The sequence below is a fragment of the Streptomyces sp. NPDC002467 genome (genome assembly GCF_042889825.1).
GTDB lineage: Bacteria > Actinomycetota > Actinomycetes > Streptomycetales > Streptomycetaceae > Streptomyces.
The window spans coordinates 452,545-468,682 of the sequence record NZ_JBIARJ010000004.1; the positions used below are offsets into that span (position 1 = coordinate 452,545).

Annotated in this window: 12 protein-coding genes; 3 read left to right on the top strand and 9 right to left on the bottom strand. The window is 71.3% G+C overall.

Going from position 1 to position 16,138, the window contains the following annotated elements:
- Positions 1-162: 162 nt before the first annotated feature.
- Complete coding sequence (gcl, locus tag ACFYYJ_RS11705) at positions 163-1,950, bottom strand: glyoxylate carboligase (RefSeq protein ID WP_385121439.1); 1,788 nt, start codon at positions 1,948-1,950, stop codon at positions 163-165.
- A 256-nt stretch (positions 1,951-2,206) separates the two neighbouring features.
- On the opposite strand from gcl, the gene ACFYYJ_RS11710 reads away from it, so the two are divergent.
- Both ACFYYJ_RS11710 and ACFYYJ_RS11715 read left to right on the top strand, forming a co-directional pair.
- Positions 2,207-3,001 (top strand): hypothetical protein, encoded by a 795-nt coding sequence (locus ACFYYJ_RS11710; RefSeq protein WP_385362276.1) that lies wholly within the window; start codon positions 2,207-2,209, stop codon positions 2,999-3,001.
- A 100-nt stretch (positions 3,002-3,101) separates the two neighbouring features.
- Positions 3,102-3,590, top strand: coding sequence for a glutathione peroxidase (locus tag ACFYYJ_RS11715; RefSeq protein WP_389131148.1), 489 nt, complete (start codon positions 3,102-3,104; stop codon positions 3,588-3,590).
- 240 nt (positions 3,591-3,830) lie between these two features.
- Here the strand turns inward: ACFYYJ_RS11715 and ACFYYJ_RS11720 are convergent, their stop codons facing one another.
- Both ACFYYJ_RS11720 and ACFYYJ_RS11725 read right to left on the bottom strand, forming a co-directional pair.
- On the bottom strand, positions 3,831-5,372 hold the full coding sequence (locus ACFYYJ_RS11720; RefSeq protein WP_385121432.1) for an AMP-binding protein: 1,542 nt from the start codon (positions 5,370-5,372) through the stop codon (positions 3,831-3,833).
- A gap of 126 nt (positions 5,373-5,498) precedes the next feature.
- Entirely contained in the window at positions 5,499-6,611 is a 1,113-nt protein-coding gene (locus tag ACFYYJ_RS11725; protein WP_389131151.1) for a winged helix DNA-binding domain-containing protein, read from the bottom strand.
- A 168-nt stretch (positions 6,612-6,779) separates the two neighbouring features.
- Here ACFYYJ_RS11725 and ACFYYJ_RS11730 point away from each other — a divergent pair, with 168 nt between their 5' ends.
- Positions 6,780-7,943: a magnesium and cobalt transport protein CorA gene (locus ACFYYJ_RS11730; protein WP_389131154.1), complete on the top strand. Its 1,164-nt coding sequence runs from the start codon at positions 6,780-6,782 to the stop codon at positions 7,941-7,943.
- 132 nt (positions 7,944-8,075) lie between these two features.
- Here ACFYYJ_RS11730 and ACFYYJ_RS11735 read toward each other — a convergent pair whose 3' ends face one another.
- From ACFYYJ_RS11735 to ACFYYJ_RS11760, 6 genes are all read right to left on the bottom strand, one after another.
- Positions 8,076-8,789 carry an alpha/beta fold hydrolase gene (locus ACFYYJ_RS11735; RefSeq protein WP_389131157.1) on the bottom strand — a complete coding sequence of 238 codons (714 nt, stop codon included), beginning with the start codon at positions 8,787-8,789 and terminating at the stop codon, positions 8,076-8,078.
- A 170-nt stretch (positions 8,790-8,959) separates the two neighbouring features.
- Entirely contained in the window at positions 8,960-9,844 is an 885-nt protein-coding gene (locus ACFYYJ_RS11740; protein ID WP_389131160.1) for a helix-turn-helix domain-containing protein, read from the bottom strand.
- A 184-nt stretch (positions 9,845-10,028) separates the two neighbouring features.
- Positions 10,029-11,276, bottom strand: coding sequence for a PucR family transcriptional regulator (locus ACFYYJ_RS11745; RefSeq protein ID WP_389131162.1), 1,248 nt, complete (start codon positions 11,274-11,276; stop codon positions 10,029-10,031).
- Positions 11,277-11,413: 137 nt separating this feature from the next.
- Entirely contained in the window at positions 11,414-14,293 is a 2,880-nt protein-coding gene (locus tag ACFYYJ_RS11750; RefSeq protein ID WP_389131165.1) for an AAA family ATPase, read from the bottom strand.
- 60 nt (positions 14,294-14,353) lie between these two features.
- A complete protein-coding gene (locus tag ACFYYJ_RS11755; protein ID WP_389131168.1) occupies positions 14,354-14,968 on the bottom strand; it encodes an FMN reductase in 615 nt (204 codons plus the stop codon).
- Complete coding sequence (locus tag ACFYYJ_RS11760) at positions 14,965-16,050, bottom strand: LLM class flavin-dependent oxidoreductase (protein WP_385121416.1); 1,086 nt, start codon at positions 16,048-16,050, stop codon at positions 14,965-14,967. Before ACFYYJ_RS11760 ends, ACFYYJ_RS11755 begins: the two co-directional genes overlap by 4 nt.
- Between the last annotated feature and the right edge of the window lie 88 nt (positions 16,051-16,138).

Consider the following 16,138-nt stretch of genomic DNA (forward strand, 5'->3'; position numbering starts at 1 on the left):
TCCGGGCTGCCCCCGCACGGGCGGCGACGGCCGACGCACACGACGGAGCCCCGAACGGACGAGCCGGACGGGGCGGGTGGGGCTGGAGGGCGGCCGGGGAACGCGGAGCGGCCCCCGCCCTCCTCGTGGAGGGGCGGGGGCCGCTGCGTACAAGCGGGGTGATCAGGCCTGGATGGGCTTGATCGCGGTCGGGGCGTGGCCCGGCTCGGTCGCGAGCTCTTCGAACTCGGTGACGTCGCTCATGTCGACCGTCTTGCTCATCGCGATGTTGGTGACGCGCTCCAGGATGGCCTCGACGACGACCGGGACCTGGAACTCCTGCGCCAGCTTCTTGGCCTCCTCGAAGGCCTCGCCCAGCTTGTCCGGGTCGGTGACGCGGATGGCCTTGACGCCCAGGCCCTCGGCGACCTTGACGTGGTCGACGCCGTAGACGCCGAGCTCCGGGGTGTTGATGTTCTCGAACTCGAGGTTGACCTCGAAGTTGATGCCGAGGCCGCCCTGCGCCTGGCGGATCAGACCCAGGTAGGCGTTGTTCACGAGGACGTGGACGTAGGGGACCTTGTGCTGGGCGGCGACCGCCAGCTCCTCGATCATGAACTGGAAGTCGTAGTCACCGGAGAGGGCGACGACCGGGACGTCGGGCTGCGCGGTGGCGGCACCGATGGCGGCCGGGATGGTCCAGCCGAGCGGGCCGGCCTGGCCGCAGTTGACCCAGTGGCGCGGCTTGTAGACGTGCAGGAACTGCGCGGCCGCGATCTGGGAGAGACCGATGGTGGTGACGTAGCGGGTCTCCGGACCGAACGCCTTGTTCATCTCCTCGTAGACGCGCTGCGGCTTCATGGGGATGTTCTCGAAGTGCGTACGGCGCTGCAGGGTGGCCTTGCGCTCCTGCGCGGAGGCGGCCCAGGCGGAGAAGTCGGGGAGCTTGCCCTCGGCCTTCCACTCCTTGGCGACCTCGATGAAGAGCTCCAGGGCGACCTTGGCGTCGGAGGCGATGCCGAAGTCCGGGGCGAAGATCTTGCCCAGCTGGGTGGGCTCGATGTCGACGTGGACGAACTTGCGGCCCTTGGTGTAGGCGTCCAGGTTGTAACCGGTGTGACGGTTTGCCCAGCGGTTACCGATACCGATGACGGTGTCCGACTCGAGGAAGGTCGCGTTACCGTAGCGGTGAGCGGTCTGCACACCGACCATGCCGGCGGCCAGCTCGTGGTCGTCCGGGATGGTGCCCCAGCCCATCAGGGTGGAGATGACCGGGATGCCCGTCAGCTCGGCGAACTCGACCAGCAGGTCGGAGGCGTCGGCGTTGATGATGCCGCCACCGGCGACGATCAGCGGACGCTCGGCCTCGAGGAGGAAGCCGAGGGCCTTCTCGGCCTGGGCGCGGCTCGCCTGCGGCTTGTAGACCGGCAGCGGGGTGTAGGTCTCGGGGTCGAACTCGATCTCGGTCAGCTGGACGTCGATCGGCAGGTCGATGAGGACCGGGCCCGGACGGCCGGAGCGCATCAGGTGGAAGGCCTGCTGGAAGACACCGGGGACCTGCGCGGCCTCCAGGACCGTGGTGGCGGCCTTGGTGACGGGCTTGGCGATCGACGCGATGTCGACGGCCTGGAAGTCCTCCTTGTGGAGCTTCGAGACCGGAGCCTGACCGGTGATGCAGAGGATCGGGATCGAGTCCGCGATGGCGGAGTACAGGCCGGTGATCATGTCGGTGCCGGCCGGGCCCGAGGTACCGATGCAGACGCCGATGTTGCCGGCCTGGGCGCGGGTGTAACCCTCCGCCATGTGCGAGGCGCCCTCGACGTGGCGGGCCAGCGTGTGCGCGATGCCGCCCACGTTCTTCAGCTCGCGGTAGAACGGGTTGATCGCAGCACCGGGCACGCCGAACGCTTGTTCGACACCCTCAAGCTTGAGGATCTCAACTGCAGCGGCGGCGGCTGTCATACGAGGCATCAGGTTCTCCTGCGGGTGTGGCGGTCAGGCTTTTCCGTCATCCGGAAGTTTTGTTCTGCTATACGGAACAAGCTAAGCGGCGGCTCTCGCGACGTCAAGGCGGCGGGGCTGCACGGATGCCACCAAAAGCCGCTTCTCGCTCGGTGACTTACACAAATGACCGAGCCGCCGACCGGAAATGGTCCGTCTCGCGCCCCCGCCGTCGCCGGTGGTGGAGCATGGACCTACGCACAGCGACGGAGGGGGTCCAGGTCTCATGGCGGAAGCGGTACCGGTGCGCTGCCCGGCGTGCCTGCGCGAGAACGGCTACACCGCACCGGTCTTCCCCTGCGCCTGCGGGAGCCCGGTCCATCCGCCGCTGGACCTGACGGCGCCCCCTCTGCCGCTGACCCACCGCACCTGGTCGGACACCTGGGTGACGGTGCGGTGCGAGTCCTGCGGGAGGGAGAGCGAATGGCCGTACCCGGAGCTGGGGTGCGGTTCGTGCGGCACGGTGGTGCGGCTGCCGGTGCACCCGGTGGATCCGGTCGACCCGGTGGGAGGCGTGCATCCGGCCCGGCGGCCGGGTGCGCGGGGCCCTGCGGGGCGGCGGCCGGCGGCCGCCGATGGACCGGACGCGCCGGACTCGTCACCGCCGGCCCCGGCCGGCCCGGTCCGGGTGCCTCGCCCCGCGTTCCGCCCGGTGACCATCCGTACGGCCCGGGACGCGGTGGCCACGGCCGCGCTGTACCTGCGCTGGCTCGGTTTCCAGGACGTACGACAGCCCGACGGGCGCCCGATCCCCTCGGCGGCCGTGGACCTGCGGGCGCCGGGCCTGGTCGCACAGGTGGACCCGACCACCGCTCCGGCCGGGCTGCGGGCGGTGGAGTGCGTATGGCTGAACGGACTCACGGCGTCCGCGACCAGCGTCTACTTCGCGCTCGCCGGATACACGGAGGAGGCCCGCGCCCGGGCGGACGATCTGGGGATACCGCTGTTCGTCATGGACCTCACGGGCATGCCGCAGCCGGTGAACGACCCGGCGGACGAACTGATCGGCGCGGGAGCTTAGCCTTTCCCCTTGATCACCTGCATCACCCCGATCACCTCGATCGGATCACCTCGATCACGGTGATCCCTTTGAGTCGTTCCTTCCTGCCGAGGAGAACCCGATGAGCCTGTACGACATCCCGCTGACCACCCTGAGCGACGAGCCCACCACCCTGGGGGCCCACAAGGGCAAGGCGATCCTGCTGGTGAACACCGCCTCGCAGTGCGGGCTCACCCCGCAGTACTCGGGACTGGCCCGCCTGCAGTTCAAGTACGAGGCGAAGGGCTTCACCGTCATCGGCGTGCCCTGCAACCAGTTCGGCGAGCAGGAGCCCGGCACCGCCGAGGACATCCAGACGTTCTGCGCGGCGGGCTTCGGGGTCACCTTCCCGATGCTGGAGAAGTCCGAGGTCAACGGCGAGAACCGGCACCCGCTCTTCCAGGAGCTGGTGAAGTTCGCGGACGCGGACGGCGAGGCGGGGGACGTCCAGTGGAACTTCGAGAAGTTCCTGATCTCCCCCGCCGGTGAGGTCGTGGCGCGCTTCCGCCCGCGCACCGAGCCCGAGGCCCCCGAGGTCCTCGCCGCGATCGAGGCCAACCTGCCGGCCTGACCCGCCTGCCCGTGGCGCATCACCGCAGGCCGGCGGGGGGCGGTCGCGGTGAGCTCCACCCGCACGCGGAACGGCCGGGGGCGGCCGGGGCCGGTCGGGGCCGGTCGGGGCCGGTCGGCGTTCCACGAGCGCCGTTCCCGGGCCGACGCGGGGGCCGACGCGGGGACCGGCCCAGGGCCGCCCCGGGCCCGCCCGCCGCCGCCCGCCCGCTCCCCGGTCAGTTGATCCAGCGTCCAGCGGTCAGTTGATCCCGCGGTCGAGCCCGGCCCAGTACGGCTCCCGCAGCTTGAACTTCTGGATCTTGCCGGTGGCCGTGCGCGGGATGGCGTCACGGAACTCCACCGACGTCGGCGCCTTGTAGCCGGCCATCCGCTGCTTGCAGTGCGCGATGATCTCGGCCTCGTCCGCCGTCGTGCCCTCGGCGAGGACCACCAGGGCCTTGATCGTCTCGCCCCACTTCTCGTGCGGCACGCCGATGACGGCGACCTCGGCGACCGCCGGGTGGCTGAAGATCGTGTCCTCCACCTCGATCGACGAAACGTTCTCGCCGCCCGTGATGATCACGTCCTTCTTGCGGTCCGAGATCGTCAGGTGCCCGTCCGCCTCGTCGACCGTGCCGCCGTCGCCGGTGTGGAACCAGTCGCCCTCCAGGGCTGCCGCGGTCTCCTCGGGCTTGTCCCAGTACCCGTCGAGCACGACGTTCGACCGGGCCAGGACCTCGCCGCCCTCCGAGACCTTCAGCTTGACCCCGAGCGCGGGCAGTCCCGCGCGGGACAGCTTGTGCGCCCGCTCCTCCGCCGGCAGATCCGCGTCGGCCGGCCGGGCGCGGTTGAAGGTGAGCAGGGGGGAGGTCTCGGTCAGGCCGTAGATCTGCGTGAACTCCCAGCCCAGCACCTCGTCCACCCGCTGGATCATCTTGCTCGGCGGCGGGGCACCCGCGCAGACGATCCGTACGCGGTCACGGCCGGGGATCTCGCCCTCCCAGCCGGCCGCCGCGTCGAGCACCGCGTTCCAGACCGCGGGCGCGCCGCACATGAGCGTCACGCCGTGCTCGTCGACCCGGCGGAGGATCTCGGCCCCGTCGACCTTGCGCAGCACGACCTGCTTCACGCCGAGGCCGGCCATCACGTACGGCATTCCCCAGCCGTTGCAGTGGAACATCGGCAGCGTGTGCATGTACACGTCACGCTCCCACACACGGGTGTGGAGGCCGAAGGTCAGACCGTTGACCCAGATGTTGCGGTGGGTGAGCTGTACGCCCTTGGGTCGGGCGGTGGTGCCCGAGGTGTAGTTGATCGTCGCGGTGGCGTCCTCGTCCGGCCTCGACCAGGGACGGGGTTCGACGCCGAAGCGCATCAGCTCGTCCTCCGTCTGCGCGCCGAGCACGAACCGGTGGCGCGCCTTGACCCCGGCGAGGGCCTCGTCCAGCTCCGGGTCGACCAGCAGGACCGAGGCCCCGCTCTGCCGGACGACGTACTCGATCTCCTCGGGCTTGAGGCGGAAGTTGACCGGCACGCAGATCCGGCCGCTCATCGGCACCGCGAACAGCAGCTCCAGCAGCCGCGAGGAGTTGTGGCTCACCACGGCCACCCGCTCGCCCTCGCCGACCCCGAGCCGGTCGAAGCCGGCCTGCCAGGCCCGGACCCGGTCACCGAGCCGCCCGTACGTCGACACGGGCACGGGCGGGGCGGGCTGGTCGGGCTCGTCGACCACGCCGGGACTGGAGGAGAACCCCAGTTCGGCCCGGTCGAGGAAGTCCGCGACGGTCATCGGAATCCGCATTGCTCACTCCTGCGTATCGGGACAACGACACAAACCACTCGACTGTCATTGATAACGAATGACAGCCGTCATGGCAGGCATCGTGCCGCGTCCGGGGGAACCGCCACCAGGCCCCCGCCGGCCCCGTCAGCCCCGGATTGACGCGAACCGCACGCCGGACCCGCTCCCGTCGGTCATCTGCTCGACCAGGGACTCCCCCTCCGCGACGATCTCCGCCCGGCGCGCCTCGGACGGCTTCCCGTCGAACAGCTCGACGGTGAGCAGCCCCCCGTCCAGCCCCCAGAGCCCGGCGAGGAACCCGTCGACGAGCAGCACGCAGTGCGCCTGGTTGCCGGTCCAGGAGCGTCCCTTGCCCTCGGGGGTGATCACTCGACCGCGGTCGGCGTGCGAGAGGAGCAGGTTGTCGAACTCGGGCAGGAAGCGGGGCGGGGCGGGCGTGTCCGCCGCGGGTCGGGGCGCGTCGGGCAGATCGAACAGCTCCACGCCGTTCTCGTCCTGGAAGGCGAGGAGGCCGGGCCGCAGCCGCTCGAAGGCCTCGCGCAGCCGGGTGAGACCGGCCCAGGTCTGCATGTCCTTGACGGAGGCGGGCCCGAAGGCGGCGAGGTAGCGCCGTACGACGTCGTCCACGGCCTGCGACGCGTCGGGCTCGGCGGCGGGCCGGCCGAGCCAGTTCTCGACCGTGGTCAGCCGGACCTGCCCCGCCCGCCCCCACACTCCCCGGGGCGTGACCTGGACCAGCGGCAGTCTGCAGCGGGCGGCGACGGACAGCGACTGCGGGTCGGCGTCGGGCCACTCCTTGAGCAGCTCCTCCCGGATCTCGGCCATCGTGCGCGGCTCGCTCTCGACGAACGCGCGGGCCAGCCCGGCGAGCCGGTCCAGGTCCACCCCGACGAGCCCCTTCCGGAAGTAGTTGACCTCCCGGTCCCGGGCGGGCTGGACCAGCGGGCGCAGGGTCAGGGCGTCGTCCGCCGTGTGGGTGTGGATGGTGGAACGCATGGTGACCATGCGGACCACCTCGCGGGACTCCATGAGCCCGGCCAGCTCGGCGGGCCGGAACCCGGCGAGGCGGGCGTGGAGCTGGAAGTACGGGGGCTTCACGTTCTGCGCCTGCAACCCGACGAGGTGCGCGACGGCGCCACGCGCGGACATCTCGACGCGGCCGAGCAGCAACTGGCGGGCGAGCGTGGCACGGTTCAGAGCGCGGGTGTCGAGTACGGGAAGTGCTGTCCTGGAAGCCATGACAGCAAGCTAGCCCCCTTTGCGGACACCTTCTGTCCGCAACCCCGATTCCCCTGCTCACTCCCGCGCCCACCCCTCCCCCTCCCCCTCCCCTCACGCCTTATGCCCTATATCCTGCCCATTGCCCGCAAACCCAGCAGCACACGTCCGACCGGGAGCAGAACTGCGATGTCGGAGCGCCCAGCCCGCCGCCCCTCGCCATCCGCCGCGAAGCGGACCGGCTGGCGCCGCCCCGCCGCCCCGGCCACGCCCCCGCCGGGGTCACCGACCTCCCCCCAGCCGGCCCCGCCCGCACCCGCTCCCCAGAACCACCGCAGCGTGATCGACTCGGCCGTCTACCGCGACGGCCGCCGCGTGGCCTCCCCCACCACCCTGGCCGACACCTTCCGACGGCTGCGCGAGGAGCCCGACGGCATGGCCTGGATCGGCCTGCACCGCCCGACGGAACCCGAACTGCACTCCCTCGCCGCCGAGTTCAACCTCCACGAACTCGCCGTCGAGGACGCCCTCGAAGCCCACCAGCGCCCCAAGCTGGAACGGTACGGCGACACCCTCTTCGTCGTCCTGCGCGCGGCCCGCTACCTCGACGCCCAGGAGGAGGTCGATTTCGGCGAACTCCACGTCTTCGTCGGCCCGGACTTCCTGATCACGGTCCGCCACGGCGGCGCCCCGGACCTCTCCACCGTCCGCCACCGCATGGAGGAAACGCCGGAGCTCCTCCGCCTGGGGCCGGAGGCCGCCCTGTACGCGATCCTCGACGCGGTGGTCGACGGCTACGCCCCCGTCGTCGAGGGAGTCCAGACCGACATCGACGAGATCGAGACGGAAGTCTTCCGCGGCGACCCGGCGGTCTCCCGCCGCATCTACGAACTCTCACGAGAAATGGTCGAGTTCCAACGCGCCACCCGCCCCCTGGTCGGCATGCTGCACGGCCTGATGGCGGGCTTCGCGAAGTACGGCACGGACGAGGAACTCCAGCGCTACCTCCGCGACGTGGCGGACCACGTCACGCACACCAGCGAACGCGTCGACGGCTTCCGCCAGGCCCTCACGGAAATCCTGACGGTGAACGCCACCCTGGTCTCCCAACAACAGAACGCCGAAATGCGCGCCCTGGCGGAAGCCGGCTTCGAACAGAACGAGGAGATCAAGAAGATCTCCTCCTGGGCCGCCATCTTGTTTGCACCCACACTCGTGGGAACCATCTACGGCATGAACTTCGAGGTCATGCCGGAACTGCACTGGGCAGCGGGTTACCCTTTCGCGATCCTGCTGATGGCGGTGGTCTGCACGAGCCTGTACGTCATCTTCAAGAAGCGGGACTGGCTGTAGCGAGCCGGCGCACTGGCTTGATCGACTCAGCGCGAGCGAACCTCGGGTCACGCCCCAGAAGCCCCGTGAGGAGAATCCGGGCGGAATGCACGGCAAGGAGTCGTCCGCTCCTGTCGTCTCGCCGGCCCTCGGTCAGTTCGTCGCCCGTAGCGCGTCCCTGATCAGGTCTGCGACCTGTGTGGGCTCGGACAGGAGGACGGCGTGGGAGGCGTGCGGGAGTTCGACGACCACGGCTCCGGCCCGTGCTGCGCCGAAGCGCTGGACCTCGGGGCTGATCGTGCGGTCGGCCCCGGCCACCAGAACCCAGGACGGTTTCGTCCGCCACGCCGCAGCGGACGCGGTCTCGGTGAAGGCGGCTGTGGCGAGCGGGCGTTGGGCGGCAGCCAGGACGCCGGCGACTTCCTCGGGCACGTCCGCCGCGAAGACGGAGGGAAAGGCCGTCTCCTCGATGGTGACCTCGACCGCCGAGTCCCCGTCGAGGAGCGGGTACGTCCACTCCTTCAGGTTGCCCGTCAACGAGGGCGCGGGGAAGCTCTCTTGGAGCCTGCCGAGGCTCTCACCCTCGTGGGGCACGTAGGCGGCCACGTAGACGAGGGCGACGACGTTCTCCGCGGCGCCGGCCACGGTGATCAGGGCACCGCCGTAGCAGTGGCCGACGAGCACGGCCGGGCCGTCGACCTGCGCAAGGACGGAGGCGAGGTAGGCGGCGTCCGACGTCAGGCCCCGCAGCGGGTTCGACGGAGCGATCACCGGGATGCCGCTGCTCCGCAGTTCCGCGATGACGCCGATCCAGCCGGTCGCGTCGGCGAAGCCCCCGTGCACGAGGACGACGGTGGGGTGGGGCATGCGGGTTCTCTTCTCGGGTTCGGGCCACGTGCGGGGCGTCGTCAGGACGGTCAGGGCGCGGCCCGGGATTCGGCGAGAGGTTCGTGCGACGGTTGTTCACCGTAGGGCCGTGGTACCGGCGGCACTTGTACGTGCGCGCATCCGCGCTGTCATGGCGGCGCACGCGCGGATCAGCGCCTTCGGTCGGCCTGGGCGTCGGCCGTCGTGGGTGTGGTGGCCGAGGTCGCCAGGGCCTGCCATTCGCTGGGGCTCATGCCGTAGGCCCCGCGGAACGTGCGGCTGAAGTGCGAGGGGCTGCTGAAGCCCCAGCGGTGGGCCACTGCGGCCATCGTGATGCGCCGGTTGGAGCGGCCCAGTTCGAGTCGGCAGAACTCCAGCCTGCGCTGCCGCACCCATTGGCTCACCGTGCTGCGGTCGTTCTGGAAGAGCTTCTGCAGGTACCGGACGGAGATGTGGTGGGCGCGGGCGATCGACTCCGGCGAGAGGTCCGGGTCCATCAGGTGTTCTTCGATGTAGGCGTGGATGCGGGACAGCGTCCCGTCGTCGGTCTCGTCCGTGGTGTCGGCTTCGAGGAGCTCCATGACCAGGACGGAGAGGAGACGTACGGCCGTGCGGGCACGCCGGTTCCCGATCGAGGACCGGCGGAACTCCGCCTTGGTGGCGAGCGCGGTCAGGAAGTCGGACGCCAGCGCACCGATCCCCTCCCCTCCGCGTACGGGTACGCCGAGCACCCGGTTCAGTTCCGACTCCGTGACGCCCAGATAGCAGCGGGGCACCCGGAAGAAGATCATCTGGCAGTCCTCGCCGAACTGCAGCAGGTGCCGTCGGGCCGGGTCGCAGAAGACCAGGTCGTTCGGCTCCAGCGGGGTCCTGGCACGCCCGTGGTCGACGGTGACGGGCCCACGGACATGGACGCCGAGGTACACGTGGTTCCGGTCGTTCGTGTCCGGCATCTCGGACAGTACTTGGACCAGCCACCCGGGCGGCGCCGGCGCTTGCCGGGGCACCCGTTCGGGCACCCGTTCGGGCGCGCGCGACATCAGGGTGTGGGGCATGGGGGTCCTTGCCGTAGGTTCGGTTCGGGGACGGGGGTTCTTCCTTGACCTCTTCCCTGGTCAGAGGCGGTGCGTCGCCCCCGCCCGTCCCGAACATCATCGAATGGGGCCCGCTGCCCGCACCACCGCGAGCTGTAGGAATCGGGCCGTGGATCCTCCTCGCTTTGTCGAAGCGAGGCCGTGGTCAGGCGGCCGCGTCGTCGCCCGGGGCGAGGAGTTCCCCGACCCTGAGGCCGAGGTGGAGCGTGAGCCGGTTCGCGCCGTCGTCGAGGTCGAGTCCGGTGATCTCCCGGATCTGGCGCAGGCGGTAGTAGAGCGAGGTGCGGTGGATTCCCAGCGTGCCCGCGGTCCTGGGAATCGATCCCCCGTGTTCGAGGAAGCAGCGCAGGGTGTCCCGCAGGCGGTCGCCGCCATGCGCCTCGGTCAGGGTGCGGAGCGCCTTCGGGACCAGGGACGTGTTCAGGACGTGCTCGGGGAGCTGGAGCAGCACGGTGAGTTCCCCGAGGAGTTCCCAGTCACCGACGCTCTTCAGGGCGGGCAGTCGGCGTGCCGCACGCGCCGCCACGAGCGCCTGCTCGTACGACGTCCACGCGTCGTCCAGGCCGGGGTGCCGGCCACCGATGCCGATCACGGGATCCGCCGACGGGCCCAGGAAGGTGCGGAGTTCATCGAGGATGCGAGCGGACTGGGCAGCGACCTCGTCCGGGCCGGGTGGGCGGTCGCGGAGTTGGAGCAGCGTCGCGCGCTCCTTGCCGATCGCGACGAGGCCCCGGGCCGAACGCGTCTGCCGGAACCCCTCCAGCGCTCCCCACAGGGCCACCTCGGACTGTCGCCCGAGCTCGGTCGCGCAGCTCAACTGGACGACGGTGACCAGGACGTGTTCGGCCGCTCCGAGCAGTCCGAGTTCCCTGCCCCGGCGACGTGCGGAGGTACGGGCGGCGACGTCGGTGCCGACGAGTTCGAGGACGAGGTCCCGCTCGTCGGCCTTCCGGGTGTCGGTGGCGATGTGCTCCCCGTACATCTGGGCGGCCATCGCGTCCGCGGCACGGGCGATGGCACGCGTCTCGTGCTCCGCCAGCGTCTTCTCGGGCACGACCACGACGAGCAGTCCGAGGAGATGCCCGCGCTCGCGCAGGGGCACGACGTAACGGGGCAGCAGTCCGAGATCGTCACGGCCGTCGATGAATCCGGCTCGGGACCACCGGGTCACGCCCTGCGCGAGGACGTGGCGGATGGTCGCGTTGTCGGCGCGGCCCTGCAACAGGGTGCCGATGCGGACCGGGTCCTCGTCGCCGAAGTGGCGGCTCGTGCAGACCATGCGGACCAGCGGGTCGTCGACGGCGACGGACCGGCCGAGCCGCTCCGCGAGCTCGTCGACGAGTGCCTGGAGTTCGGGGCTGCCGGGGCGGGCTCGCTGGAGCCTTGCGGTCATGCGCTGTTCCTCTCTCGATCAACTGCTCCCCGCGGACTTCTGCATTCCGCGGTTCTTGATCAGTCTGAGGAAACGACGACGACGGCACATCGCATGAATCGTCCATTGCCACGACGCCCACGTGGGATACGAAGCGACTACTCTCCGCTGTCACGATGCCTGACCAGCCGGGTCAGCTCGGCGCGCGAGGTGACGTCCAGCTTGGTGAAGGTCCGGCGCAGGTGCGAGCTCACCGTGTGCGGTGAGAGGGAGAGCTGCTCGGCCACCTGTTGGTTGGTCAGCCCTCGCGCCACGAGCCGTACCACCCGTAGCTCCGCGGCCGTCAACTCGGGCCATGTATCGGAGAGTCCGGACGTCGAGGGTCGGCGGCGGACGCCGACGGCCCGCAGGCGCCGGCGGACGCGGGCGACGTCCCGTTCGGCGCCCGCTCTCGTGTAGAGCGCGAGGGCCGTCTCGAAGTACGGCACCGCCTCGGACCCACGGGTGGCCGCGAGCTTGCGTCCGGCGTCCTCCAGCGCCGACGCCCGGGCCAGCACCCGAGGGCAGCCCTCGTACAGCCGGACGGCGCGCACGAGGGAGGCGAGGTCGTTGTCGAGGAGCCCGCGGGTGTGCGCGGCGGTGGCGGTGAGGAACGTGAGCTCGGGGTTGAGGGCGGCTCGGTTCTCGGCCAGGGCGACCGCCTGCGCGGCCCGTTCGTGCCTGCCCGCGCGCAGCGCCATTCGGACGAGCACCGGGGCGTCGGCGGGGTCGATCAGGCCGGCGTAGGCGGGCCGGGACTCGGCGGGTGACGTCATCACCGTGTCGAGTTCGGCCATGGCACGGTCGGGCCGGCCTTCGAAGTCGGCCATCAGCGCCAGCATCCAGGTGCCGAAGTGCCGGACGACGGGCGCGGCGTCGCTCCGCATGCGCCTCGCCTCCGCCGCGTACGCTTCCGCGGTCCGCCGGTCGTCGGTGTGGAGGGCGACGCGCAGCATCACGTACCGGAGCGTGACGTCGGCGAGGTTGCCCGGGCCCGGATCGTCGGCCGCCGGGGACGCGGCTTCGGCGTCGGCCCGGGCGTCCGTCAGCCGTCCGGTTTCCAGGTGGATGCGGGTGCGGGTCATGAGCCACATGCGGGTGGCGGCCGTCCGGCCCTGCTCCCTGGTGATCCGGATGCCCTCTTCCGCGACGGCGAGCGCCTCCGCGGTGCGTCCGGTGGTGTTCGACAGGAGGGCGTACCACAGGGCCTCCGGAACCCACAGCGAGGTGCTGACGCCCAGGGCGTCGGCCAGCGCGGCGGCCCGCTCGGCCTGCCGGAACGCCTCGGTCAGGTCCATGCGGTGGAAAGCGACCGCCGAGCGGACGGTCGTCAGCGTGGCCTCGGCGGTACGGTCCCCCGCTGCCGCCGCGGTCTCCCACGCCTCCGCGGCGGCCTGCTCGGCCGCCGCGTGCTCGCCCGACATCGACAGTCCGATGGCGAGCATGGCGAGCAGCCGTGCCCTCGCGGTCGCGGATATCCCGGGGAGTTCCGCCCCGGCGCGGGCCTGCCGGACGGCCTCGGAGAAGTCGAACGGTACGGAGAGGCGTGCCAGGGCGAGGCGTACGAGCGCCTCGTCCTCGGGTCCGAGACCGCCGGCCGCCAGGGCGGAGGCTCCCAGCTCGCGCGCCTGGGCGGCCCGGCCCGTCTGCCAGAGCAGCGGGATCGTCTCGGCTATGATCCGCGGCCGCTCCGGAGCCGCCGCGGTGGTGAGTTCCAGGGCCTTGAGGCTGCGCTCCGCTGCGGGTCCGGGAGCGGTGGCGGCGAGTTCCGCCGCTTCGGTGCGCAGCCGGTCCGCCTCCTCGGCGTCTCCCAGCCCCACTGGCCCCTCCGATCGCTCCGATCGCTCCGATCGCTCCGCCGGCCCTGGACGGTCGACGGGGGAGGCCGCGTTTCCCGGCGGCAGTCCGGCGGTCTGCCGGCGAAGGGCCTGGCGCAGGGGCAGGGGCAGACCGGCTTCGACCGACTCGCGGATCAGGTCCTGGCGGAAGGCGAGGCGATCGCCGCTCTCGGCGAGCAGATCGGCGTCGAGGGACTCCTGGACCGCCGTGATGAGCGCCGCGGAGGACCTGCCGAGCAGTTCGGCGAGTTGTGCGACGGTGACAGGGCCGCCCATGGCGGCCGCCGTCCGCACCAACTCCCGGGCCCCGTCCGACAGCTGGTCGAGGCGGTGCGCGACGGAGGGAAGCACCCGTGGGGCCGGGGGTCCGGCGGACAGCCTGGCCATGCCGTTCGCGATCGTCACCGCCGCGTCCTCCCGTAGCGAGCCGATCAGCTCGACCAGCAGCTGTGGCACCCCCTCGGCGCGGCGGGCGACGCGCAGGACGTCCGGGTCGGGAGGGGCGCCCACGACGTCCTCGGTGATCTGTGCGGTCGCCCCGTCCCCCAGCGCTCCCAGCGCCAGCTCGTGTGCGCCTGCCTGCCGGATCCGGTCCAGGGCGGTGCGCACTCCCGAAGGCACGCTGCCGCCGCGCACGGCGACCAGCCAGAGGATGGCGTGCGCCGAGAGTCCTGCCGCGAGGGTGTGGAAGGTGAGGAGGGTCAGGTCGTCGCACCACTGGAGGTCGTCGAGGACGACGAGCAGGGGGCCCTTTCCCGCGGTCTCCCGCAAGCGGTCCCCCAGTTCCTGGAGCAGCCAGAACCGCTGGCCGGGTGTCGTGGCGAGGTCCCGGAGACGGACGACGCCCGACAGCGGCTGCCCCTTGTCGGCGAGCACGCCTTCGAGGAGCGGGCCGAGCGGCACGAACTGTCCGTCCGGGTCCGCCGCTCCCTCGAACACCCTCGTCCCGCGCCGTCCCGCGGCTGCCGCGGCCTCCGCGAGGATCCTGGACCTGCCGATGCCGGCGGGGCCCTCGACGCGGACGATCCCGCCTTCGCCCCGGTCGAGCGCGTCGAGCCGCGCCTCGATGAAAGCCAGTTCGGCGTCCCTGCCGCGGAGGGGCGTCCGTACGCGGTCGGCTTCTTCGGGCACGGTCCTCGTCGTCACTCGGTTCACGCTCATACGGCGGAACAGTATGGACCACATGCACCACCCCGCCGTCGCCCGGCCCACGGGCCCGTCTCAGTCGAAGCGCAGGTCGGCGAGTTGCCGTTCGAGGACCGTGACGTCGTCCTCGGGCTCTTCGCCGACCGGGCGCGCCGCCATGAGCGCGGCGAGCTCGGCGCCCGCCCGGCGGACTCGGCGGGGCAGACCGTCGGTGTACTCGTCTCCCCCCGAGCCCCAGTCCTCGGAGGCCGCGAACACGGCGGTGGGGACGACGACGGCGCGGAGATAGGCGAAGAGCGGGCGCACGGCGTGCTCGAGGGCCAGGGAGTGGCGGGCGGTGCCGCCCGTCGCCGCGATCAGGACCGGCTTCCCGGAGAGGGCGTCCGGATCGATCACGTCGAAGAAGGACTTGAAGAGGCCGCTGTAGGAGGCCGCGAACACGGGGGTCACGACGATCAGGCCGTCGGCCGCCGTCACCGCGTCGATCGCGGCGCTCAGTCGCGGCGACGGGAATCCGGTCACGAGGTGGTGGGCGATGTCGCCGGCCGGTTCGCGCAGCTCCACGACCTCGGTCGACGGCGCCCGCCCCCGGGCGGCGAGTTCCTCGCGGACCGCTTCGGCCAGCCGGTCCGCGAGCAGGCGGGTGGAGGAGGGGGTGCTCAGCCCGGCGGAGACGACGGTCAGCTTCATGCGGCGGACACTTCCTGGACGGCTCGGAGGGACGGGTGCGTGGGGGCCTGCGGCACGTCGGCCGGACGCCCCTTGGCGAATTCCCTCCGCAGGACGGGCACGACCTCTTCGCCGAGGAGGTCGAGCTGCTCCAGTACGGTCTTCAGGGGCAGGCCCGCGTGGTCCATCAGGAACAGCTGGCGCTGGTAGTCGCCGACGGACTCCCGGAACGACAGGGTCCGGTCGATGACCTGCTGGGGAGAGCCCACGGTCAGCGGGGTCTGCTCGGTGAAGTCCTCCAGCGACGGGCCGTGGCCGTACACGGGGGCGTTGTCGAAGTAGGGACGGAACTCCCGTACGGCGTCCTGGGAGTTCTTGCGCATGAAGACCTGTCCGCCCAGGCCGACGATGGCGTCCTCCGGCCGGCCGTGGCCGTGGTGGGCGAACCGGCGCCGGTAGAGCTGCACCATGCGCCGGGTGTGGTCTGCCGGCCAGAAGATGTTGTTGTGGAAGAAGCCGTCGCCGTAGAAGGCGGCCTGCTCCGCGATCTCGGGGGACCTGATGGATCCGTGCCAGACGAAGGGCGGGACGCCGTCCAGGGGCCGCGGTGTCGAGGTGAAGGCCTGGAGCGGCGTACGGAACGTGCCCTCCCAGTCCACGACGTCCTCGCGCCACAGCCGGCGAAGCAGCGCGTAGTTCTCCTTGGCGAGGTTGATGCCCTGGCGGATGTCCTGTCCGAACCACGGGTAGACCGGGCCGGTGTTGCCGCGCCCCAGCATGAGGTCGACGCGGCCGTCGGCCAGGTGCTGGAGCATCGCGTAGTCCTCGGCGATCTTCACCGGGTCGTTCGTGGTGATCAGCGTCGTGGACGTGGACAGGATCAGTTTCTCGGTGCGGGCGGCGATGTAGCCGAGCATGGTCGTCGGCGACGAGGGCACGAACGGCGGGTTGTGGTGCTCGCCGGTCGCGAAGACGTCCAGGCCGACCTCCTCGGCCTTGAGCGCGATGGCGACCATCGCCTTGATGCGCTCGCGTTCGGTCGGAGTGCGACCGTTGGTGGGGTCGGGGGTCACGTCCCCGACGGTGAAGATGCCGAACTGCATGGGGTGTCTGCTCTCCTGAGCTCTTCCGGTTCCCGCGCGGGGGGGAACCGGGGGCCGGGGTGACGCCGGGGGCTCCGGCGTCACCCGG

What these genes read in the sequence shown, in the direction of transcription:
- gcl (WP_385121439.1), bottom strand. Translation starts at nt 1,950, where the DNA reads ATGCCTCGTATGACAGCCGCCGCCGCTGCAGTTGAGATCCTCAAGCTT.
- ACFYYJ_RS11710 (WP_385362276.1), top strand. Translation starts at nt 2,207, where the DNA reads ATGGCGGAAGCGGTACCGGTGCGCTGCCCGGCGTGCCTGCGCGAGAAC.
- ACFYYJ_RS11715 (WP_389131148.1), top strand. Translation starts at nt 3,102, where the DNA reads ATGAGCCTGTACGACATCCCGCTGACCACCCTGAGCGACGAGCCCACC.
- ACFYYJ_RS11720 (WP_385121432.1), bottom strand. Translation starts at nt 5,372, where the DNA reads ATGCGGATTCCGATGACCGTCGCGGACTTCCTCGACCGGGCCGAACTG.
- ACFYYJ_RS11725 (WP_389131151.1), bottom strand. Translation starts at nt 6,611, where the DNA reads ATGGCTTCCAGGACAGCACTTCCCGTACTCGACACCCGCGCTCTGAAC.
- ACFYYJ_RS11730 (WP_389131154.1), top strand. Translation starts at nt 6,780, where the DNA reads ATGTCGGAGCGCCCAGCCCGCCGCCCCTCGCCATCCGCCGCGAAGCGG.
- ACFYYJ_RS11735 (WP_389131157.1), bottom strand. Translation starts at nt 8,789, where the DNA reads ATGCCCCACCCCACCGTCGTCCTCGTGCACGGGGGCTTCGCCGACGCG.
- ACFYYJ_RS11740 (WP_389131160.1), bottom strand. Translation starts at nt 9,844, where the DNA reads ATGCCCCACACCCTGATGTCGCGCGCGCCCGAACGGGTGCCCGAACGG.
- ACFYYJ_RS11745 (WP_389131162.1), bottom strand. Translation starts at nt 11,276, where the DNA reads ATGACCGCAAGGCTCCAGCGAGCCCGCCCCGGCAGCCCCGAACTCCAG.
- ACFYYJ_RS11750 (WP_389131165.1), bottom strand. Translation starts at nt 14,293, where the DNA reads ATGAGCGTGAACCGAGTGACGACGAGGACCGTGCCCGAAGAAGCCGAC.
- ACFYYJ_RS11755 (WP_389131168.1), bottom strand. Translation starts at nt 14,968, where the DNA reads ATGAAGCTGACCGTCGTCTCCGCCGGGCTGAGCACCCCCTCCTCCACC.
- ACFYYJ_RS11760 (WP_385121416.1), bottom strand. Translation starts at nt 16,050, where the DNA reads ATGCAGTTCGGCATCTTCACCGTCGGGGACGTGACCCCCGACCCCACC.